This is a genomic window from Pseudomonas sp. SIMBA_067, assembly GCF_046534675.1.
Lineage (GTDB): Bacteria > Pseudomonadota > Gammaproteobacteria > Pseudomonadales > Pseudomonadaceae > Aquipseudomonas > Aquipseudomonas putida.
In genome coordinates, this window is sequence record NZ_JAWRYH010000014.1 from 78,411 (window position 1) to 95,257 (window position 16,847).

At 64.3% G+C, this 16,847-nt stretch carries 15 protein-coding genes and 1 riboswitch; of the genes, 8 read left to right on the forward strand and 7 right to left on the reverse strand.

The genetic code is table 11. The annotated features are described in order from the left end of the window. Position 1: 1 nt before the first annotated feature. A complete protein-coding gene (locus SB765_RS24500; RefSeq protein ID WP_410932071.1) occupies positions 2 to 2,179 on the reverse strand; it encodes a TonB-dependent siderophore receptor in 2,178 nt (725 codons plus the stop codon). Positions 2,180 to 2,360: 181 nt separating this feature from the next. Here SB765_RS24500 and SB765_RS24505 point away from each other — a divergent pair, with 181 nt between their 5' ends. The 3 genes from SB765_RS24505 to SB765_RS24515 all read left to right on the forward strand — a co-directional run bounded on the left by SB765_RS24505 (position 2,361) and on the right by SB765_RS24515 (position 5,372). Next, positions 2,361 to 3,053: a response regulator transcription factor gene (locus SB765_RS24505; RefSeq protein ID WP_410912408.1), complete on the forward strand. Its 693-nt coding sequence runs from the start codon at positions 2,361 to 2,363 to the stop codon at positions 3,051 to 3,053. Then, positions 3,053 to 4,399, forward strand: a complete 1,347-nt coding sequence (locus SB765_RS24510; RefSeq protein ID WP_341797445.1) for a sensor histidine kinase — start codon at positions 3,053 to 3,055, stop codon at positions 4,397 to 4,399. The genes SB765_RS24505 and SB765_RS24510 overlap by 1 nt, the downstream gene beginning before the upstream one ends. A gap of 82 nt (positions 4,400 to 4,481) precedes the next feature. Then, positions 4,482 to 5,372 (forward strand): alpha/beta hydrolase, encoded by an 891-nt coding sequence (locus tag SB765_RS24515; protein ID WP_410932072.1) that lies wholly within the window; start codon positions 4,482 to 4,484, stop codon positions 5,370 to 5,372. 38 nt (positions 5,373 to 5,410) lie between these two features. Here SB765_RS24515 and SB765_RS24520 read toward each other — a convergent pair whose 3' ends face one another. Next, a complete protein-coding gene (locus SB765_RS24520; protein ID WP_341797443.1) occupies positions 5,411 to 6,397 on the reverse strand; it encodes a zeta toxin family protein in 987 nt (328 codons plus the stop codon). Positions 6,398 to 6,491: 94 nt separating this feature from the next. Beyond that, the gene (locus SB765_RS24525) at positions 6,492 to 7,718 is read right to left on the reverse strand and encodes an RtcB family protein (protein ID WP_410932073.1); all 1,227 of its coding nucleotides are present in this window, start codon (positions 7,716 to 7,718) and stop codon (positions 6,492 to 6,494) included. A 70-nt stretch (positions 7,719 to 7,788) separates the two neighbouring features. Continuing rightward, a riboswitch (FMN riboswitch) is annotated at positions 7,789 to 7,930 on the forward strand. An 80-nt stretch (positions 7,931 to 8,010) separates the two neighbouring features. On the opposite strand from SB765_RS24525, the gene ribB reads away from it, so the two are divergent. The 5 genes from ribB (at position 8,011) to SB765_RS24550 (ending at position 14,031) form a co-directional block, all read left to right on the forward strand. Next, positions 8,011 to 8,661 carry a 3,4-dihydroxy-2-butanone-4-phosphate synthase gene (gene ribB / locus SB765_RS24530; RefSeq protein WP_341797442.1) on the forward strand — a complete coding sequence of 217 codons (651 nt, stop codon included), beginning with the start codon at positions 8,011 to 8,013 and terminating at the stop codon, positions 8,659 to 8,661. Positions 8,662 to 8,792: 131 nt separating this feature from the next. Continuing rightward, the gene (locus SB765_RS24535; RefSeq protein ID WP_003255380.1) at positions 8,793 to 9,035 is read left to right on the forward strand and encodes an exodeoxyribonuclease VII small subunit; all 243 of its coding nucleotides are present in this window, start codon (positions 8,793 to 8,795) and stop codon (positions 9,033 to 9,035) included. Beyond that, positions 9,032 to 9,919: a (2E,6E)-farnesyl diphosphate synthase gene (ispA, locus tag SB765_RS24540; RefSeq protein ID WP_016497789.1), complete on the forward strand. Its 888-nt coding sequence runs from the start codon at positions 9,032 to 9,034 to the stop codon at positions 9,917 to 9,919. Before SB765_RS24535 ends, ispA begins: the two co-directional genes overlap by 4 nt. A 204-nt stretch (positions 9,920 to 10,123) precedes the next feature. After that, the gene (gene dxs / locus SB765_RS24545) at positions 10,124 to 12,019 is read left to right on the forward strand and encodes a 1-deoxy-D-xylulose-5-phosphate synthase (RefSeq protein ID WP_019472347.1); all 1,896 of its coding nucleotides are present in this window, start codon (positions 10,124 to 10,126) and stop codon (positions 12,017 to 12,019) included. Positions 12,020 to 12,159: 140 nt separating this feature from the next. After that, the gene (locus tag SB765_RS24550) at positions 12,160 to 14,031 is read left to right on the forward strand and encodes a TonB-dependent receptor domain-containing protein (RefSeq protein WP_410932074.1); all 1,872 of its coding nucleotides are present in this window, start codon (positions 12,160 to 12,162) and stop codon (positions 14,029 to 14,031) included. Here the strand turns inward: SB765_RS24550 and SB765_RS24555 are convergent. From SB765_RS24555 to SB765_RS24570, 4 genes are all read right to left on the reverse strand, one after another. After that, positions 14,009 to 14,821 carry a cobalamin-binding protein gene (locus SB765_RS24555; RefSeq protein WP_410912396.1) on the reverse strand — a complete coding sequence of 271 codons (813 nt, stop codon included), beginning with the start codon at positions 14,819 to 14,821 and terminating at the stop codon, positions 14,009 to 14,011. The two genes, SB765_RS24550 and SB765_RS24555, sit on opposite strands and share 23 nt — an antisense overlap. After that, entirely contained in the window at positions 14,821 to 15,240 is a 420-nt protein-coding gene (locus SB765_RS24560) for a hypothetical protein (protein WP_016497785.1), read from the reverse strand. Before SB765_RS24560 ends, SB765_RS24555 begins: the two co-directional genes overlap by 1 nt. Then, a complete protein-coding gene (ribA, locus tag SB765_RS24565) occupies positions 15,237 to 15,854 on the reverse strand; it encodes a GTP cyclohydrolase II (RefSeq protein WP_016484701.1) in 618 nt (205 codons plus the stop codon). The genes SB765_RS24560 and ribA overlap by 4 nt, the downstream gene beginning before the upstream one ends. 244 nt (positions 15,855 to 16,098) lie before the next feature. Next, on the reverse strand, positions 16,099 to 16,842 hold the full coding sequence (locus SB765_RS24570; RefSeq protein ID WP_410932075.1) for a substrate-binding periplasmic protein: 744 nt from the start codon (positions 16,840 to 16,842) through the stop codon (positions 16,099 to 16,101). Positions 16,843 to 16,847: the final 5 nt, after the last annotated feature.

The window sequence follows — 16,847 nt, forward strand, 5'->3', positions numbered from 1 at the left end:
ATCAGAAATCGTAACGCGCCCCAACCATCATGCTGCGCGACGGCCCGTAGAAGTTGAACGTCGACGTCGACCCCACCCGCGACAAGTAGTCCCGGTCGAACAGGTTGTTGACGTTGAAAGTGGCCGTCAGCTTCGAGGTAACCGGGTACGACAGCATGGCGTCGACCGTGGCATAGCCCGGTGCATCGATACGCACGCCACCATTCTCGGAATAGAAGCTGCTCATCGCCGATACCCCGCCACCAATGGCCAGGCCGGTCAGCGGGCCTTGGCTGATGGTGTACTTGCTCCACAGCGAAGCCTGGTTGCGCGGCATGATGAAGAAGGTGGTTTCGGCGTCCCCCTTGAGGGTTTCGGTTTCCATCCAGGTGTAGCCGGCCAGCAACTCCCAGTTTGGCGTTAGCTTGCCGCTCACTTCCACTTCCGCGCCTTTGACGCGGGTCTTGCCGGAGGCAATCGAGAAATTGGTGTCTACACCATCCTCGTCATACTCGGTGGTGGCGCGGTTCTTGTCGGTCAGGCGGAATACCGAGAAACGGGTATTCAGGTCGCCGCCAAAGTAGCTGCTCTTGAGCCCGAATTCGTACTGCTCGCCTTCACGCGGCTTCAGCACCCGGCCGTTGCTGTCGGTGTCGGACTGCGGCTTGAACACCTGCGAGTAGCTGGCGTAAAGCGCATGGTTCTCGGTCAGGTCGTAGACCAGGCCGCCATACGGGGTGAAGTGGCCATCGACACGCTTGCTGTCGTTGGTGGTAGCGCCGCTGCTCAGGGTAGTGGTGTAGAAATCACCGCGATACCAGCTGAAGCGGCCGCCAGCGATCAGCGCCAGGCGCTCGATGGGGCGGAAGGTGACCTTGGAATACAAGCCGTATTCCTCTTCCTGCATGCCGGTCTCGGTACTGTAGTTGGGCGACGGTTTGGCGAACTGCTTCGGCGAGTAGGTGTTGACGTTGATGGGGCCCAGGTTGGTGGTGCCGTTGAGGTACTCGGTGTCGTAGTTCTTGTAGTCGGTGCCGACCACAAATTCGCTGACCTGGCCGAGGGTTTCGAACGGCTGGCTGTAGCTAGCGTCCAGCGAGTAGGTGTCCTGGGTGAAGTCGCGGGCGCTGGCGCGCTCGGAGTTGGCACCGGTGGTGGCATTGGTCGCGGTGAAGGCATACAGGTAATTGGTGTCGCGGTGCGAACCGCGCGCCGCGATACGGCCATAGCCGCCGTTGTCGAAGCGGTGGGTCAGCTCGGCGACCAGATCGGTGGTCTTGCCATCGAAGGAGTTCCAGTCAGCCCCCAGGAAACGCGAATGGCTGAAATCGGGCACTTCGCCGGACAGCGTTGCCGGGTAACCATTGTGCGGTGTGATGTTCTTCACTTCGTGCATCAGGCCGAACGACAGCGTGGTGGCGTCGTCCAGGTCGACATCCAGCGCGCCGTAGTAGCTGTTGCTGGTGTTGGCGTTGTAGTCGACCTCGCCATTGGTGTCGTCACGGGACGCGATGAAACGCCCGCGCACGCGCCCGGCGTCATCCAGCGGCCCGCTCAGGTCGATTTCTTCGTGGTTGGTGTCCCAGGTGCCATAGCTGCCTTCGACGTGGCCCTGGAACTCGGCAGTCGGGCGCTTGCGCACCATGTTGACGATGCCACCCAGTTCACTGGTGCTGCTGAACAGCCCGGCCGGGCCGCGCATGATTTCGACACGGTCGAACGCCGCCAGCGACGGCACGGTACCAAAGATGCTGGCCATCGGTGCCGGCAGGCCGTCAATGTTGAACTCGCTGTACTCATAGCCACGGGCGTAGATCGACGACCGGCCGCTGTCGTTGGTCAAGGTGCGCAGGCCGGCGGTGTACTTGGCCAGGTCATCCAGGTGTACGAACTGGCGGTCTTTGACGTAGTCCTGGGTGTATACGGTGATCGACTGGGGGATGTCCTTCAGCGCTGCTGGCGTCTTGGTGCCCACGGTCGCGGCATCGACGCTGTAGCCACCGGTGGCTTCCGAGGGCAGCATGTCGTACAGCCGGTTGCCTTCGATGGTCAATGCCGGCAGGTCGAGCGCAGTGCCCTCGGCTGCCGCCTGGGTCGCTACCGTTTCGGCCAGTGCCGACACCGAAAACGGGGCCAGCAACCCCAGCACCAGCCAGCCCCGAGCCCGTCGCGAGCTCCCCACACCTTTGAAACCGTTCATGACACACCCTTCGCCCAAATGATAGTAATTCGCAAACGAAACAAGTTGCTTTTTGCGAACGATACCGGAGGGAAAACGGGGGCGCAGCAGGATTAACCTTCTTAACACACCCAAGCGTTGCCCTCCCTTGCTGGCAATGGGATGATTCGTAACTGATACAGGTTCTCATTCAAGGCTCCCCGTGCCCACCTCACTTCTCCTCGCCGAAGACGACGCAAGCCTGCGTCAGGACCTGGAACGCCATTTCCTCAAACGCGGTTTCCGGGTACACGCCTGTGCCACTGGTACCCAGGCCCTGGACGCCATTGGGCAAACACCGTTCGAACTGGTGTTGCTGGACATCATGCTTCCGGGTATCGATGGCCTCAGCCTGCTCGACGAGTTGCGCCGCCAGCAGGCGGTGCCGGTCATGCTGATGTCGGCGCTGGGTGCCGAGCAGGACCGCATCAGTGGCTTTACCCGTGGTGCCGACGACTACCTGCCCAAGCCCTTCAGCCTGGCGGAGCTGGACGCACGGGTCGATGCCTTGCTGCGGCGCGTGGCATTTGATCGCGGCACGGCGCTGCGTGCCGACGTCGGCGAAGTGATGCTGGACCACGACCGCCAGGACGTTATCCACAACGGCAACGCCGCTGGCCTCACCGCATCCGAATTCCGCTTGCTGGTGACGCTGCGGGCGCATCCCGGCGAAGCCTTGAGCAAGCCCTTCCTGTACCAGACCGTGCTGCACCGGGCCTATACCCGCCTGGACCGGGGCCTGGACGTGCACGTGTGCAACCTGCGCCGCAAACTGGCCGACATCAGTGCCCAGCACCTGCAGATCCAGGCCGTGCGCGGGCAGGGGTATCTCCTGGTCGACACGGAACAGCCCTGATGCGTCGCCACCCGTTGCTGTGGAAACTGGCCGTACTGCAGGTCAGCTTCTGCCTGTTGCTGATCTGGCTGATCTGGACCTGGGGCCTGTCGGTGGAGCGCAGCACCTATTTTCTGTCCCCGGCCGACCAGGATTACCTGGCGCGCTATGCGCAACAAGCTGAAGACGCCTGGAACCAGGGCGGTGCGGTAGGCGCCGAGGCCTGGCGCAGGCAACTGGAACAGGCTGAGGACACCTGGGTGGCGGTGATCGGCCCGCACCTGCAAAGCCTCGGCACCACACCGCTGAGCGCCGAGGAGGCCAGCCACCTGACCTTCATGCGCAAACTGGACTGGCCCATGAGCCGGCGCCTGCAGGATGAGCTGCCCTACGTCAGCATCGAATTCCCGCAACACCCCGAGCGCGGCCGCCTGGTGCTGCAACTGCCCGAACGCCTGCTGCCCACCGGCCTGACGCCATGGACCCATGTGATCACCCACGGCGTTGCACCTGCGCTGCTCGCCCTGCTGCTGGGCCTGGCGTTGTACCGGCATTTAGTCGTACCACTGAACCGCCTGCGCGACCGCGCCGACGCCCTGCGTGCCGATGACCTGGACAGCCCCGCCCTGCCCCTGCTGGCACGCCGTGACGAGCTGGGTGAACTGGCACAGGCCTTCGAGCACATGGCCGGGCGCCTGCGCCAGAGCCTGGAGCAACAGCGCCTGCTGCTGCGCACGCTGTCTCACGAGCTGCGCACACCCCTGGCACGGTTGCGAATCGCCCATGACAGCGACTTGCCGCCGCTGCAGTTGCGCGAGCGCCTGGACCGCGAAGTCGCCGACATGCAGAAACTGCTGGAAGACACGCTGGACCTGGCCTGGATGGACACCGAACAGCCCAGCTTGCCGACCGAGCCGATACTGATGGTTTCCGTATGGGAAGCACTGTGCCAGGACGCCTGCTTCGAAAGTGGCTGGGACCGTGCACGCCTGCCGTGTTCACTCGGCACCGATTGCCTGGTACAGGCCCATCTGGACAGCCTGGCCCAGGCCCTGGAAAACCTGATGCGCAATGCCATTCGCCACTCGCCGGCCGAGGGCCGGGTCAGCCTGGAGGGCTGGCGTGAAGGCGACTGCTGGCACCTGTGCCTGAGCGACCAGGGCCCCGGCGTACCTGACGCCGACCTTGAACGCATCTTCAAGCCTTACCAGCGCCTGACCGACAGCGGCGCGGGCTTCGGCCTGGGCCTGGCCATCGCCCGACGCGCCATCGAGCTGCAAGGCGGCCGCTTGTGGGCCAGCAATGGCCACCCTGGGCTGTGCCTGCACCTGACCTTGCCGATGGCCAGGGACTGTTTAGAAAGTTAATGCGCTTTACGCTCAATCAGGACTGATTATCATCTGGGCGTTCCAGCCTTGCGTTCCTCGCAAAGCCCTGACGAGACGCCTGATGAGCAAGATGACCCTGACGCTGGCTTTGGCACTGGCCCTTGCAGCCCCCGTTGCCCTGGCACAGCCCGAGCGCAACCAGAAGATGGACACCTCGCTGCTGCAGCGTCAGGACCTGGCCTACCGCTTCACCCAGCTCGACCTGGACTCGGCCGATGGCCAGCGTCATTACCGTTTGTGGGTCGGTACGCCGAACCGCACGGCGCCAGCATCGGGGTACCCGGTACTGTGGATGCTCGACGGCAATGCTGCGCTCGGCGCGCTGAACAGCCAGCAACTGGCCAAACTTGCCGCCGGTCAGGCACCCTTGCTGGTGGCCGTGGGGTACCAGACCGAGCAGCGTATCGAGCGGGCGGGGCGGACTTATGACTACACCCCGGCGTTGCCTGGGCAGGCCGAGCAGCGTGACCCGCTGACCGGCCAGCCCAGTGGTGGCGTGGATGCATTTCTGGACCTGCTGACCGAGCGCATGCGGCCGATGGTGGCCGGGCTGGCCCCCATCGACCTGCAGCGACAGACGCTTTGGGGCCATTCCTACGGCGGGCTGGCCGTGCTGCATGCGCTGTTCACCCGGCCCGGGATGTTCAGTGACTATGCGGCGGCCAGCCCTTCACTGTGGTGGCATGACGGGGCGATCGTGCAGGAGGCGCAGGGCCTTGCGCAACGCTTGGGCAACAGCCCTGCACGGCTGCTGCTGATGCGCGGCAGCGAGGAGCCTGCCAACCCCAGGGCGCAGGTAAAGGGCGATGTCGAGAGGCCTGCACGAGAACTGGCGGCAGACCTGGCCAGGGTAAAAGGCCTTCGGGTCCACTTCAAACGGTTCGAAGGACTCGACCATGGGCAAATGCTGGGGGCCTCTTTGAATACGGTGATAGAGCAGCTGGCCAAATAACCGCCTATCCGGCTCCGGCCTGCTGCGCCCTCGTATCATCAGGGATAGGTGTACTTGAGCAGGTACTGGCTCAGGTCGCGGAAGGCATCCCTGGAAATCCTGGGTACCAGGTCGGTGCTACGGCCAAGGGTCTTGCAGCAGGCCATTACCATCTGTTGGCGCACCGGCTCATCAAGCATGCCGGCATGCACGACCTGGAAGAATTGCAGGTAGGCGCCAGAATCGTTGCCTTCAGGGCTACGCCGGATTTCAACCAGTGTGTCGTGGTAAGGCGCCCGGAAAAATGGCTGGCCATCGTAGTCCGCCTGGGGAGTCAACACACCAGGGGCATCACAGATGCTGTGGCACAGCACCTTGCTCTGCTGATCCGTTTCGAAGCCACGCTCATAAAGCGTGACCTGCGAACCAGGGGCCTGCGTACAGGCGTGTTCGAAAGCGTTCAGGATCTTTTTGGCATTCGCCTGTGAGCTCTGGATCTGCGACAACGCCACGAATCGCTCGATTTCGCCCTTGGCGACGCTCTTCACGCCGCGGTCGAGGGTCGCCCAATGGCTGAATTCCACCTTGCAGGCGATCATGTGAATTTCGAAGCGGTAACCCGCTTTTACGGCCGCAGGCTGGAAGCCGGCGAATGCTGCGTCGTCCAATGCCGTTTCCATGATGATGTTGTAACGGTTGGCGAAAGCGTATTCAAACACCTTGCCGCTCAGTGCCCTGATGAAGGCTTCGGTGTGCTCGTACACGTGCAGCACACCGTGCTCGCTCATTTCGGCGTAGTGCGGGTGCAGCTTGCGAAATTCGGGCAAGTACAGTCGCACATGGTTCGGGTAGCGCTCGCTGGGTAGCAACTGCTTCTCCAGCAAGTAGGTCTTGCCCGACCCTTGGGCACCGGCAACGATCAGCATGTTCGGGGTGGGGTCACTTTCAGGCCCATCAGCTTCGCGCGCTTTGTCGAACAATGCGTGGTCGAGCTGGGCGAAGGCATTATCGACGTCGCTGTCAGTGAACGGGTAAAGCGTGGCCATATCTGCAATCCTCAGGTGTCTGCCCCAAGTGGGCTGCGCGACACTCTAGGAACTACCCGGCGCACTGTGTGGTAGCCAGTTATGGCACTTCTCGCTACCCCTTCACACACACGACCTGGCGCAGGGTATGAACCACCTCTACAAGCGCCTGCTGGGCACGCATCACCGCGTCGATGTCTTTGTACGCCATCGGGATCTCGTCGACGACGTCCTTGTCCTTGCGGCACTCCACATGCGCCGTGGCACGCCGTTGGTCCACGACGGTAAAGCGGCTTTTGGCCTTGGTCCGGCTCATCACCCGGCCTGCGCCATGGCTGCAGGAACAGAACGACTCCTCGTTGCCCAGCCCACGCACGATGAAGCTCCTGGCCCCCATCGAGCCCGGGATGATGCCCAGTTCCCCCTTCTGTGCCGACACCGCCCCTTTGCGCGTGACCAGCACTTCGCGGCCAAAATGCTGCTCACGCTGCACGTAGTTGTGGTGGCAGTTCACCGCTTCCAGGCTGGCCTCGAACGGTTTGCCCAGCGCCTTGCGAGCAGCGCCGACCACGGCCAGCATCATCAGCTCGCGGTTCTGCCGGGCGTACTCCTGCGCCCACTCCACCGCTTCGACGTAGTCGGCGAAATGGCGGCTGCCTTCTTCGAAGTACGCCAAGTCCTTGTCCGGCAGATTGGCCAGGTGCTGGCGCATGTCGGCCTGGGCCAGTTCGATGAACAGGTTGCCGATGGCATTGCCCACACCGCGCGAGCCGCTGTGCAGCATGAACCAGACGCGGTCGGCCTCATCCAGGCAAACTTCGATGAAGTGGTTGCCGCCGCCCAGGGTGCCCAGGTGGTGGCGGTTATTGGTCTTTTCCAACCGGGGGTATTTGTCGGTAATGGCCTTGAACCGCCCGGCCAGCTGGCCCCAGGCCTTGTCCGCCCTGGCCGGCACATCGGCCCAGGCGCCCTGGTCACGTTTGCCGAAGCTCTTGCCATGCGGCACCGCCTGCTCGATGGCACTGCGCAAGCCATGCAGGTTGTCTGGCAGGTCACGGGCGTGCAGCGAGGTGCGCGCGGCGATCATGCCGCAGCCGATGTCCACGCCAACCGCTGCGGGAATGATCGCGCCGACCGTAGGGATCACGCTGCCGATGGTCGAGCCCTTGCCCAGGTGCACGTCGGGCATCACCGCCAGGTGCTTGAAGATGAACGGCATCCTGGCCGTGTTCAGCAGTTGTTGGCGGGCCTCGTCTTCGACCGGCACGCCATCGGTCCACAACTTGATCGGCTTGCCACCGGCGACCTGCAGAATATCCATGGGCTTGTTCCTCGAATGCATGACGGCATGATACCGCCAAAGGTCGTAGAGCCGTGGGTTGCCAGCGGGGTGGCAAGGTGCGGTATGCTTGGGCGGTCTTCAGGGCGGGGTGAAAGTCCCCACCGGCGGTAAATCGAAAGATGAGCCCGCGAGCGCCCCGGCCATGCCGGGGGTCAGCAGATCTGGTGCAACTCCAGAGCCGACGGTCATAGTCCGGATGAAAGAAGGCGTCAGGCAGGGGCCATCCGGGCGCCCCTGCGCGCGCATTTTGTTCGCCCCGAGACGTTCATCGATCATTCACGAGGAGCGTTTCATGTCCACCCGTAACCATCCGCAATTCCCCGCTGTTTCCGCCGCCATCGCCGCCTTCCAGGCCGGGCGCCCTGTGCTGCTGCTTGACGATGACGACCGCGAGGACGAAGCGGACATCATTGCCGCTGCCGAAAACATTACGCTGCAGACCATGGCCATGATGATTCGCGACTGCAGCGGCATCGTCTGCCTGTGCCTGGACGAAGCCACCGTCGACGCACTGCAACTGGCGCCAATGGTGCAGAACAACCAGGCCCGCCACGGCACCGGATTCACGGTCACCATCGAGGCTGCAGAAGGCATCACCACCGGGGTTTCTGCCCAGGACCGCATCACCACCATTGGCGCAGCACTGCGCTCCAGCGCCGAACAGCGTCATATCGTCAGCCCGGGGCATGTGTTCCCGCTGCGCGCCCGCAATGGCGGGGTGCTGACCCGCCGTGGGCACACCGAAGGCTCGGTGGACCTGGCGCGCCTGGCCGGCCTGCGCCCGGCGGCAGTGCTGTGCGAGCTGATGAACCCCGATGGCAGCATGGCGCGTGGCGAGCAGGTGGCGGTTTATGCGCGGCAGTACAACTTGCCGGTGCTGACCATCGAGGAGCTGGCGCGGTACCGCGAGGCGCTGCTGGAACGGGAAGCAGAGCCGGCCTGATCCTCCGAACAGGGCCGCTTTGCGGCCCTTTTGGGAGCGGCCTGTATCAGCCGGGCAGCTGTCGGAAGTTTGCTCCCCCCGCCCCGCTCTGCTAGTGTCGCGCCGTTCTGAATGCCACCGAGAAAGTCGCCATGGCCCGCAAAAAAGCCTCCCTCGATTTCGAGCAATCCCTCGCAGACCTGCAAGCACTGGTCGAGCGCCTGGAGAACGGCGAGTTGTCGCTGGAAGAGTCGCTGGCCGCCTTCGAGCAAGGCATCGCCCTGACCCGTGATTGCCAGGGTGCCCTGGCCCAGGCCGAACAGAAGGTGCAAATCCTCCTGGAACGCGACGGCGAACTGGCCGCGCAGCCCTTCGACGCGGAGCCGGAAGCATGATCGGCACCTACCAGGCCAGCTGCCAGGCTCGGGTCGACGCCGCCCTCGAACCGCTGTTCGTTGCCCCGTCCAAAGAGCTGGAACGCCTTTACGCCGCCATGCGCTACAGCGTGATGAACGGCGGCAAGCGCGTACGCCCGCTGCTGGCCTACGCGGCCTGCGAAGCCTTGGGCGCCCCGGCCGAACAGGCCAACGGCGCGGCCTGCGCGGTCGAACTGATCCACGCCTACTCGCTGGTGCATGACGACCTGCCAGCCATGGACGACGACGACCTGCGTCGCGGCCAACCCACTACCCACAAAGCATTTGACGAAGCCTGCGCCATCCTCGCTGGCGACGGTTTGCAGAGCCTGGCATTCAGTGCCCTGCTCGACCCTGGCCTGAGCCCGCAGGCCGACGGCATTCGCCTGGCCATGGTCCAGGCCCTGGCCAAGGCTGCCGGCCCGGCAGGCATGGTCGGCGGCCAGGCCATCGACCTCGGTTCGGTAGGCCTGAAGCTGGACCAGCAGGCACTGGAGTTCATGCACCGGCACAAGACCGGCGCACTGATTGAAGCCAGCGTGCGCCTCGGCGCCCTGGCCAGCGCCCGTGCCGAACAGGCGCAGCTGGATGCCTTGCAGGTGTATGCACAGGCCATCGGCCTGGCATTCCAGGTGCAGGACGACATCCTCGACGTGGAAAGCGATACCGCTACCCTGGGCAAACGCCAGGGTGCCGACATAGCGCGTGACAAACCGACCTACCCGGCCCTGCTGGGCCTGGAAGCGGCCAAGGCCTATGCAATCGAACTGCGCGACCAGGCGCTGATCGCACTGCAAGGCTTCGGGGAAACGGCCGAGCCGCTGCGGGCCTTGGCGCGCTACATCGTCGAACGCCGTAACTGATTGATTGGGGCCGCTGCGCGCCCAATGCCGGCAAGCCAGCTCCCACAGGTACCTCGGCGGCCTGTGATCTGTGAAGATCCTGTGGGAGCTGGCTTGCCGGCGATGGGCTGCAAAGCAGCCCCGTGCGACACCCGTCTGAATGGGCAGTATTTCCTACAATGGGGTAAACTGCCGCGTCTTCACACACCTATAACGACTCGCCTGATGCCCACGACGTTTCAAGAGATCCCCCGCGAACGCCCGGTCACGCCGTTGCTCGACCGCGCTGACACGCCTGCCGGCCTGCGCCGGCTGGCCGAAGCCGACCTGGAGACCCTGGCCGACGAACTGCGCCAGGAACTGCTCTACACCGTGGGACAGACCGGTGGGCATTTTGGCGCCGGTCTGGGCGTGATCGAGCTGACCATCGCCCTGCACTACGTGTTCGACACCCCGGACGACCGGCTGGTGTGGGACGTGGGCCACCAGGCCTACCCGCACAAGATCCTCACCGGGCGCCGTAACCGCATGCTCAGCCTGCGCCAGAAGGACGGCATCGCCGCTTTCCCGCGCCGCAGCGAGAGCGAGTACGACACCTTTGGCGTCGGCCACTCCAGCACCTCGATCAGCGCCGCACTGGGCATGGCCATTGCCGCCCGTCTGCAGAACAGCGCACGCAAGTCGATTGCGGTGATCGGGGACGGCGCGCTGACTGCCGGCATGGCCTTCGAGGCGTTGAACCACGCCCAGGAAGTCAACGCCGACATGCTGGTGATCCTCAACGACAACGACATGTCGATTTCGCGCAATGTCGGTGGCCTGTCCAACTACCTGGCCAAGATCCTCTCCAGCCGCACCTACGCGAGCATGCGCGAAGGCAGCAAGAAGGTGCTGTCGCGCCTGCCAGGCGCCTGGGAAATCGCCCGCCGCACCGAGGAATACGCCAAGGGCATGTTGGTGCCGGGCACGCTGTTCGAAGAACTGGGCTGGAACTACATCGGCCCCATCGACGGCCACGACCTGCCGACCATGATCGCCACCCTGCGCAACATGCGTGACCTGAAGGGCCCGCAGTTCCTGCACGTGGTGACCAAGAAGGGCAAGGGCTTCGCCCCGGCCGAGGTCGACCCGATCGGCTACCACGCCATCACCAAGCTGGAGCCGGCCGACAAGCCTGCCGCGCCGAAGAAAGTCAGCGGCCCGAAATACTCTGCCGTGTTCGGCCAGTGGCTGTGCGACATGGCCGCCGCCGACAACCGCCTTGTGGGCATTACCCCGGCGATGAAAGAAGGCTCCGACCTGGTCGACTTCAGCGAGCGCTACCCGGAACGCTACTTCGACGTGGCGATCGCCGAGCAGCACGCCGTTACCCTGGCGGCCGGCATGGCCTGCGAGGGCAGCAAGCCGGTGGTGGCGATCTACTCCACGTTCCTGCAGCGTGCCTACGACCAGCTGATCCACGACGTGGCCGTGCAGAACCTCGATGTGCTGTTTGCCATCGACCGCGCCGGCCTCGTTGGCGAAGACGGTCCGACCCATGCGGGCAGTTACGACCTGTCGTACCTGCGCTGCATCCCGGGCATGCTGGTGATGACCCCGAGCGACGAGAACGAGCTGCGCAAGATGCTCAGCACCGGCCACCTGTACAACGGCCCGGCAGCCGTGCGCTACCCGCGTGGCACCGGCCCGAATGCGCCGATCAGCGGCGACCTGGAGCCACTGGAAATCGGCAAGGGCGTGGTTCGCCGCCAAGGCGAGAACGTCGCCCTGCTGGTGTTTGGCGTGCAGCTGGCCGAGGCCATGCAGGTGGCCGAGCAGATCAACGCCACAGTGGTTGACATGCGCTTCGTCAAACCGCTGGACGAGGCCTTGGTGCTGGAACTGGCTGGCAGCCACGCGCTGCTGGTGACCATTGAAGAGAACGCCATCATGGGTGGCGCGGGTGCTGCGGTGGGTGAGTTCCTGGCCAGCCAGGCAGTGCTCAAGCCGCTGCTGCACCTGGGCTTGCCCGACATCTACGTCGAGCATGCCAAGCCTGCACAGATGCTGGCTGAGTGCGGGCTGGATGCGGCCGGGATCGAAGCGTCGGTGAAGGCCCGCATGGCCAGGCTCGGCTTGTAATCCCCGGGGCCGCTCTGCGGCCCATCGCGACACAAGGCCGCTCCCACAGCGACCTCACCGCTCCCCAGGCTTGCGCAATACCTGTGGGAGCGGCCTTGTGTCGCGATCGAGGGCGCAGCCCTCGCAAAATGGTACTGCCCATGAAAGCCCCAACTTTTGCCACCCTGCTCTGCCTCCCCCTCCCGCTGCTGGCCGCCGAGCGCGACGACGCCCTCAAGCTCCCCGACGTGCTGATCAGCGCCAGCCGCCAGGTCGAATCGCGCACCGTCACCAGCGCCGCCAATACCGTCTTCACCCGCACCGACATCGACCGCCTGCAACCCACCAGCGTCACCGACCTGCTCAGCCGCGTGCCTGGCGTGCAAGTGGCGCCTACCGGTGGCCGTGGCAGCCTGCCCGGCATCTTCATCCGTGGCACCAAGGCCGCACAAAGCCTGGTACTGGTCGATGGCGTGCGCATCGCCAACGCTACCTCCGGCGACAGCGGCCTGCAGTTTCTCGACGTTGACCAGATCGAGCGGGTGGAAGTGCTGCGTGGCTCGCGTTCGGCGGTGTACGGCAGCGATGCCATTGGCGGGGTAATCCAGATCTTCACCCGGCGCAGCAATGGCCCCGGCCTGCAGCCGCGCCTGCGCATGGCCGCCGGCAGCAACCAGACATTCCAGCGCAGCTTGGGGCTTTCTGGCGGCAACGACGCGACCCGCTTCAACCTCGGCGCCAGCCTGGATGAAACGGCCGGCATCGACTCGACCGGGCCGTCATTCGCCAGCGATGGCGACCACGACGCTTACCGCAACAAGGCATTCAACCTGAGCCTGAGCCACACCTTCAGTGAGCGCTTCGAGGCCGGGCTGAACCTGCTCGACAGCCGTGGCCGCAGTGAGTACGACAACCCGTTCGGCGGCTTCGACCCGGTCACCTTCGAAAGCTTCGGCCAACAGCCCTACACCGATTTCAGCGTCAGCAGCCTGGGCAGCTACTTCGATGCCCAGTTCACCGACGCATGGCATACGCGGCTGGAACTGGCCCACAGCGAGAACCGCGACGACAAGCGCGACAAGCTCAGCGCCGAACGCTTCGTGTTCAATACCTACCGTGATCAGGCCACCTGGCAGAACGACCTGACCCTGGGCGAGCGACACAGCGTGTTGCTGGGTGGCGACTGGTACGAAGACCGCGTGCACGCCAGCACCGACTTCACCGAGGACAGCCGGTGGAACCGCGCCGTCTTCGTCCAGCACCGATACCAGGGCGAACGGTTTTCCACCGAAGTGGGTGTGCGCCATGACCGTAACCAGCAGTTCGGCGGCCAGACCACCTGGAGCGGCAGCCTGACCGTACCGTTGAACGCACAGAATGATGTGCTGCTGTCCTACAGCGAAGGCTTTCGGGCGCCAACCTTCAACGACCTGTATTACCCTCAGTTCAGCAACCCGGACCTGAACCCCGAGCACTCCAGAAGCTACGAGCTGCAATGGCGCAGCCAGCTGACTGCGGACAGCCGCCTGGAAGCCTCGCTGTACCGCACCGACCTGCGCGATGCGATCGTGTTCGGCCAGGACTCGATACCCCGCAACGTCGCCTCGGCCCGTATCAACGGCTTCGAAATGGCCTTGGCGCAACAATGGGGCGCCTGGCACAGCCAACTGGGCCTGGCACTGATCGACCCTCGTGACCGTGACAGCGGCCACACCCTCGCCCGCCGTGCACGCCGCACGCTGAGCCTGGACCTGGACCGTGAACTCGGGCGTTTCACCGTGGGCGCAGGCTGGCAAGCGGTCAGCGGCAGCTATGACGATGAGGCCAACCGCAACCGCATCGGCGGCTATGGCCTGCTCGGTTTGCGCGGTAGTTGGGCAGCCACTGACGAACTGAAACTGGAAGCGAAGCTGGATAACCTGCTGGACCACACTCACAGCCGTGCCCTGTACAGCTACGAGGGTGCCTACCACCCCTACCGCGAAGAAGGCCGCACGCTGTTGTTCAGCGTTACCTGGACGCCGGCGCTTTAGCCGCGAGCAACGCGCACAAGCGTGCGGTGGCTTCGATCATCTGCCCGCTGGGCCGCTCCAGACCTTTGTCGGGCACCACCAGCAAGCGGCCATCGGCAACCGCACGTAATTGCGGCCAAGCCTTCCAGCTCGCCAGTTGCGCTGGATCGCCAGCCAGGATGACCTGTGGGTTGCGCAGCAGCACAGACTCCACATTCACCTGCGGTGCCGGCTGGTTGAGGTCGGCGAACACATTGCGCGCCCCGCACACTGCCAAGGCATCGCTCACCACCTGCCGGCCACCCAGGGTGTACAAGGGCTGGTCCCATACCTGGTAGAACACCTGCAATGGCTCGTCACGCCGGTACTGCTCACGTAACTGCTGCAGCCGCTCTCGCAGGGCCTGGGCGTACTGATGGCCTTGTTCGGCACGGCCGATACGCTCGGCGATGGCTTCGATCTGGGAAATCAACTGGTCGATATCATGGGGTTCCGCACTGAAGGTGGCGATGCCCAGGCGCTTGAGCTGGTCGCGCTGGGCAGGTGGCACGCTGCCCGGCCAGAGCAGCAACAGCTCGGGGCGCAGGCTGAGCAGGCGCTCCATGTTCAGTTGCCCTTGGCGCCCAACCGAGGGCAGGTCGCGCAGCGCTGCCGGCCGCTCGCCACCGTCGAGCACCCCCACCAGCAGGTCGTCGGCCCGCAGTTCGAGCATGATTTCAGTCATCGAGGGCGCCAGGCTGACCACCCGCAGGGGGTCAGCGGCCAGCGCGGTGCAGGCGAACAGCGCCAGCAGGCCTGGCAGCAGGCGCATCAGCCGAGCTGACGTGGAATGCGATAGAGGTACAGCACCACCACGGTAGACAGTGCCAGCAGGATTTGCGGCACCGCCTCAAGGCCGACCAGCACCGACAGTGCGGCGACCCAGGCCGGGAAGCAGGCGTACAACATGGCCATGCGCCGTACCCGGGCCAGTTCGATCCAGGCAGCGGGCTCTTCGCCCGTGCCGAGCACCTTGGAGGTGGCGATCAGTGCGCGCTTGTAGGCGCCGAAGCGCGGCAGGCTGAGGAACATGGTCGCCGCGCCGGCGATGAACAGCGGCATGGCCAGCACCGGGATCAGCGCGTCACCACCACCAAAGGCCCAGGCCATGACCGGCAGCGGCACCAGGCCCATCGCCAGGTACTGCCACCAGGCCAGTGCCAGGCGCCGCTTGACCTCGGCACGGGTCACGCCTGGGGCACCTCACCCTGGTGTTCATTGCCCAGCATGTGGCCGAGTTTGCCGGCCTTGGTCGCCAGGTAGTAACGGTTGTGCGGGTTGTGGCCGGTGTGCAGCGGCACACGTTCGGCAACCACGATATTCATGTCGGTCAGCGCTTTGACCTTGCGCGGGTTATTGGTCATCAGGCGCAGGGCTTTCACACCCAAGTGCTCCAGCATCGGCAAGCAGATGGCGTAGTCGCGCTGGTCGGCGGCAAAGCCCAGGCGTTCATTGGCTTCGACGGTATCGGCGCCACCATCCTGCAGCTCGTAGGCGCGGATCTTGTTCAACAGGCCGATGCCACGGCCTTCCTGACGCAGGTACAGCAGCACCCCACGGCCTTCACGGGCGATGGCCTGCAGCGCGGCTTCCAACTGCGAACCGCAGTCGCACCGCTGGCTGAACAAGGCATCGCCGGTCAGGCACTCGGAGTGCAGGCGCCCCAGCACCGGCTGGCCGTCCGCAATGTCACCCAGGCTGAGCACTACGTGCTCGCGGCCAGTGGCTTCGTCGAGGAAGCCATGCATGGTGAAGGTCGCGAATGGCGTCGGGAGTTTAGAGGCGGCAACAAAGACGACGGGCACGTTGTGCTCCTGGAATAAGTTGGAAATTTCACGTGGGCCGATTGTATCAGCCGGTTGCAGGCTGTGGGCGGGCTGAATACCGCGGGTTAAGATCGAAAAGTTCGATGCTTAGCAGCGCGGGCTTGGCACGCTCTCTGTGGGAGCGGGTTTACCCGCGAAGCAGACAACGCGGTGCCTGGCACCGGCTCCGCCGGTGTTCGCGGGTAAACCCGCTCCTACAGGGACCGCGCAAACCCTTTGAATGCTAATGCGGGCGGCTATCTGGGCCGAAAGGGTACGGCTGTTTCCAGTGCTCGAAAATCGGCTTCAGCTCGCCGCTGCGCACCAGTTCGTCCATGCGTTTGTCGAACAGGTCACACAGCGCCTTGGCCTGGCCGTTGCGGGCAAACGCCAGGTACAGCGGCAGCTCGGCCACATGGGTACGACGGAAGCGCTCGGGCTGGGATGACTGGCTCAGGACGTAATCGACTTCGGTCTGTGCATCGATGTAGAAGTCCACCCGGTCATGCTCGAGCATCGGCAGAATGCCTTCGCGGCGCTGAATTTCACGGTATTCATGTACATCTGGCAGGTAGCTGCCGTAGTCGTAGCCACGCACCCAGGCCAGGCGATACTTGCCCACATTCTGCGCAGTAGGCACAGGTTTGCTAGCCAGCCCCAAGGCATAGATGTGGTCCATGTCGAAGTGCCAGCGCGGGTACAGGTTGTCGTCGTTCTCTTGCTTGTAAGAGCCCACCCAGGCATCGGCTTCGCCACGCTTTACCAGCCCGACTGCACGGCTATAGGGCGCGCTCTGGGCCACCACCTTGACCCCTGCCGGCTCGAACACCTTGCGCAGCACATCCCAGGCCACCCCGGTACCGTCAGCGTTGGTGTAATCGAGCCACTCTTCACTGACCAGGTGGATCTGCTTCGGCACGCCTTCAGCAACTGCCACCCATGGGGCAACGCTCAGCAGCACTGCCAACAGCAACGTCCTTATGGCCATTCAAG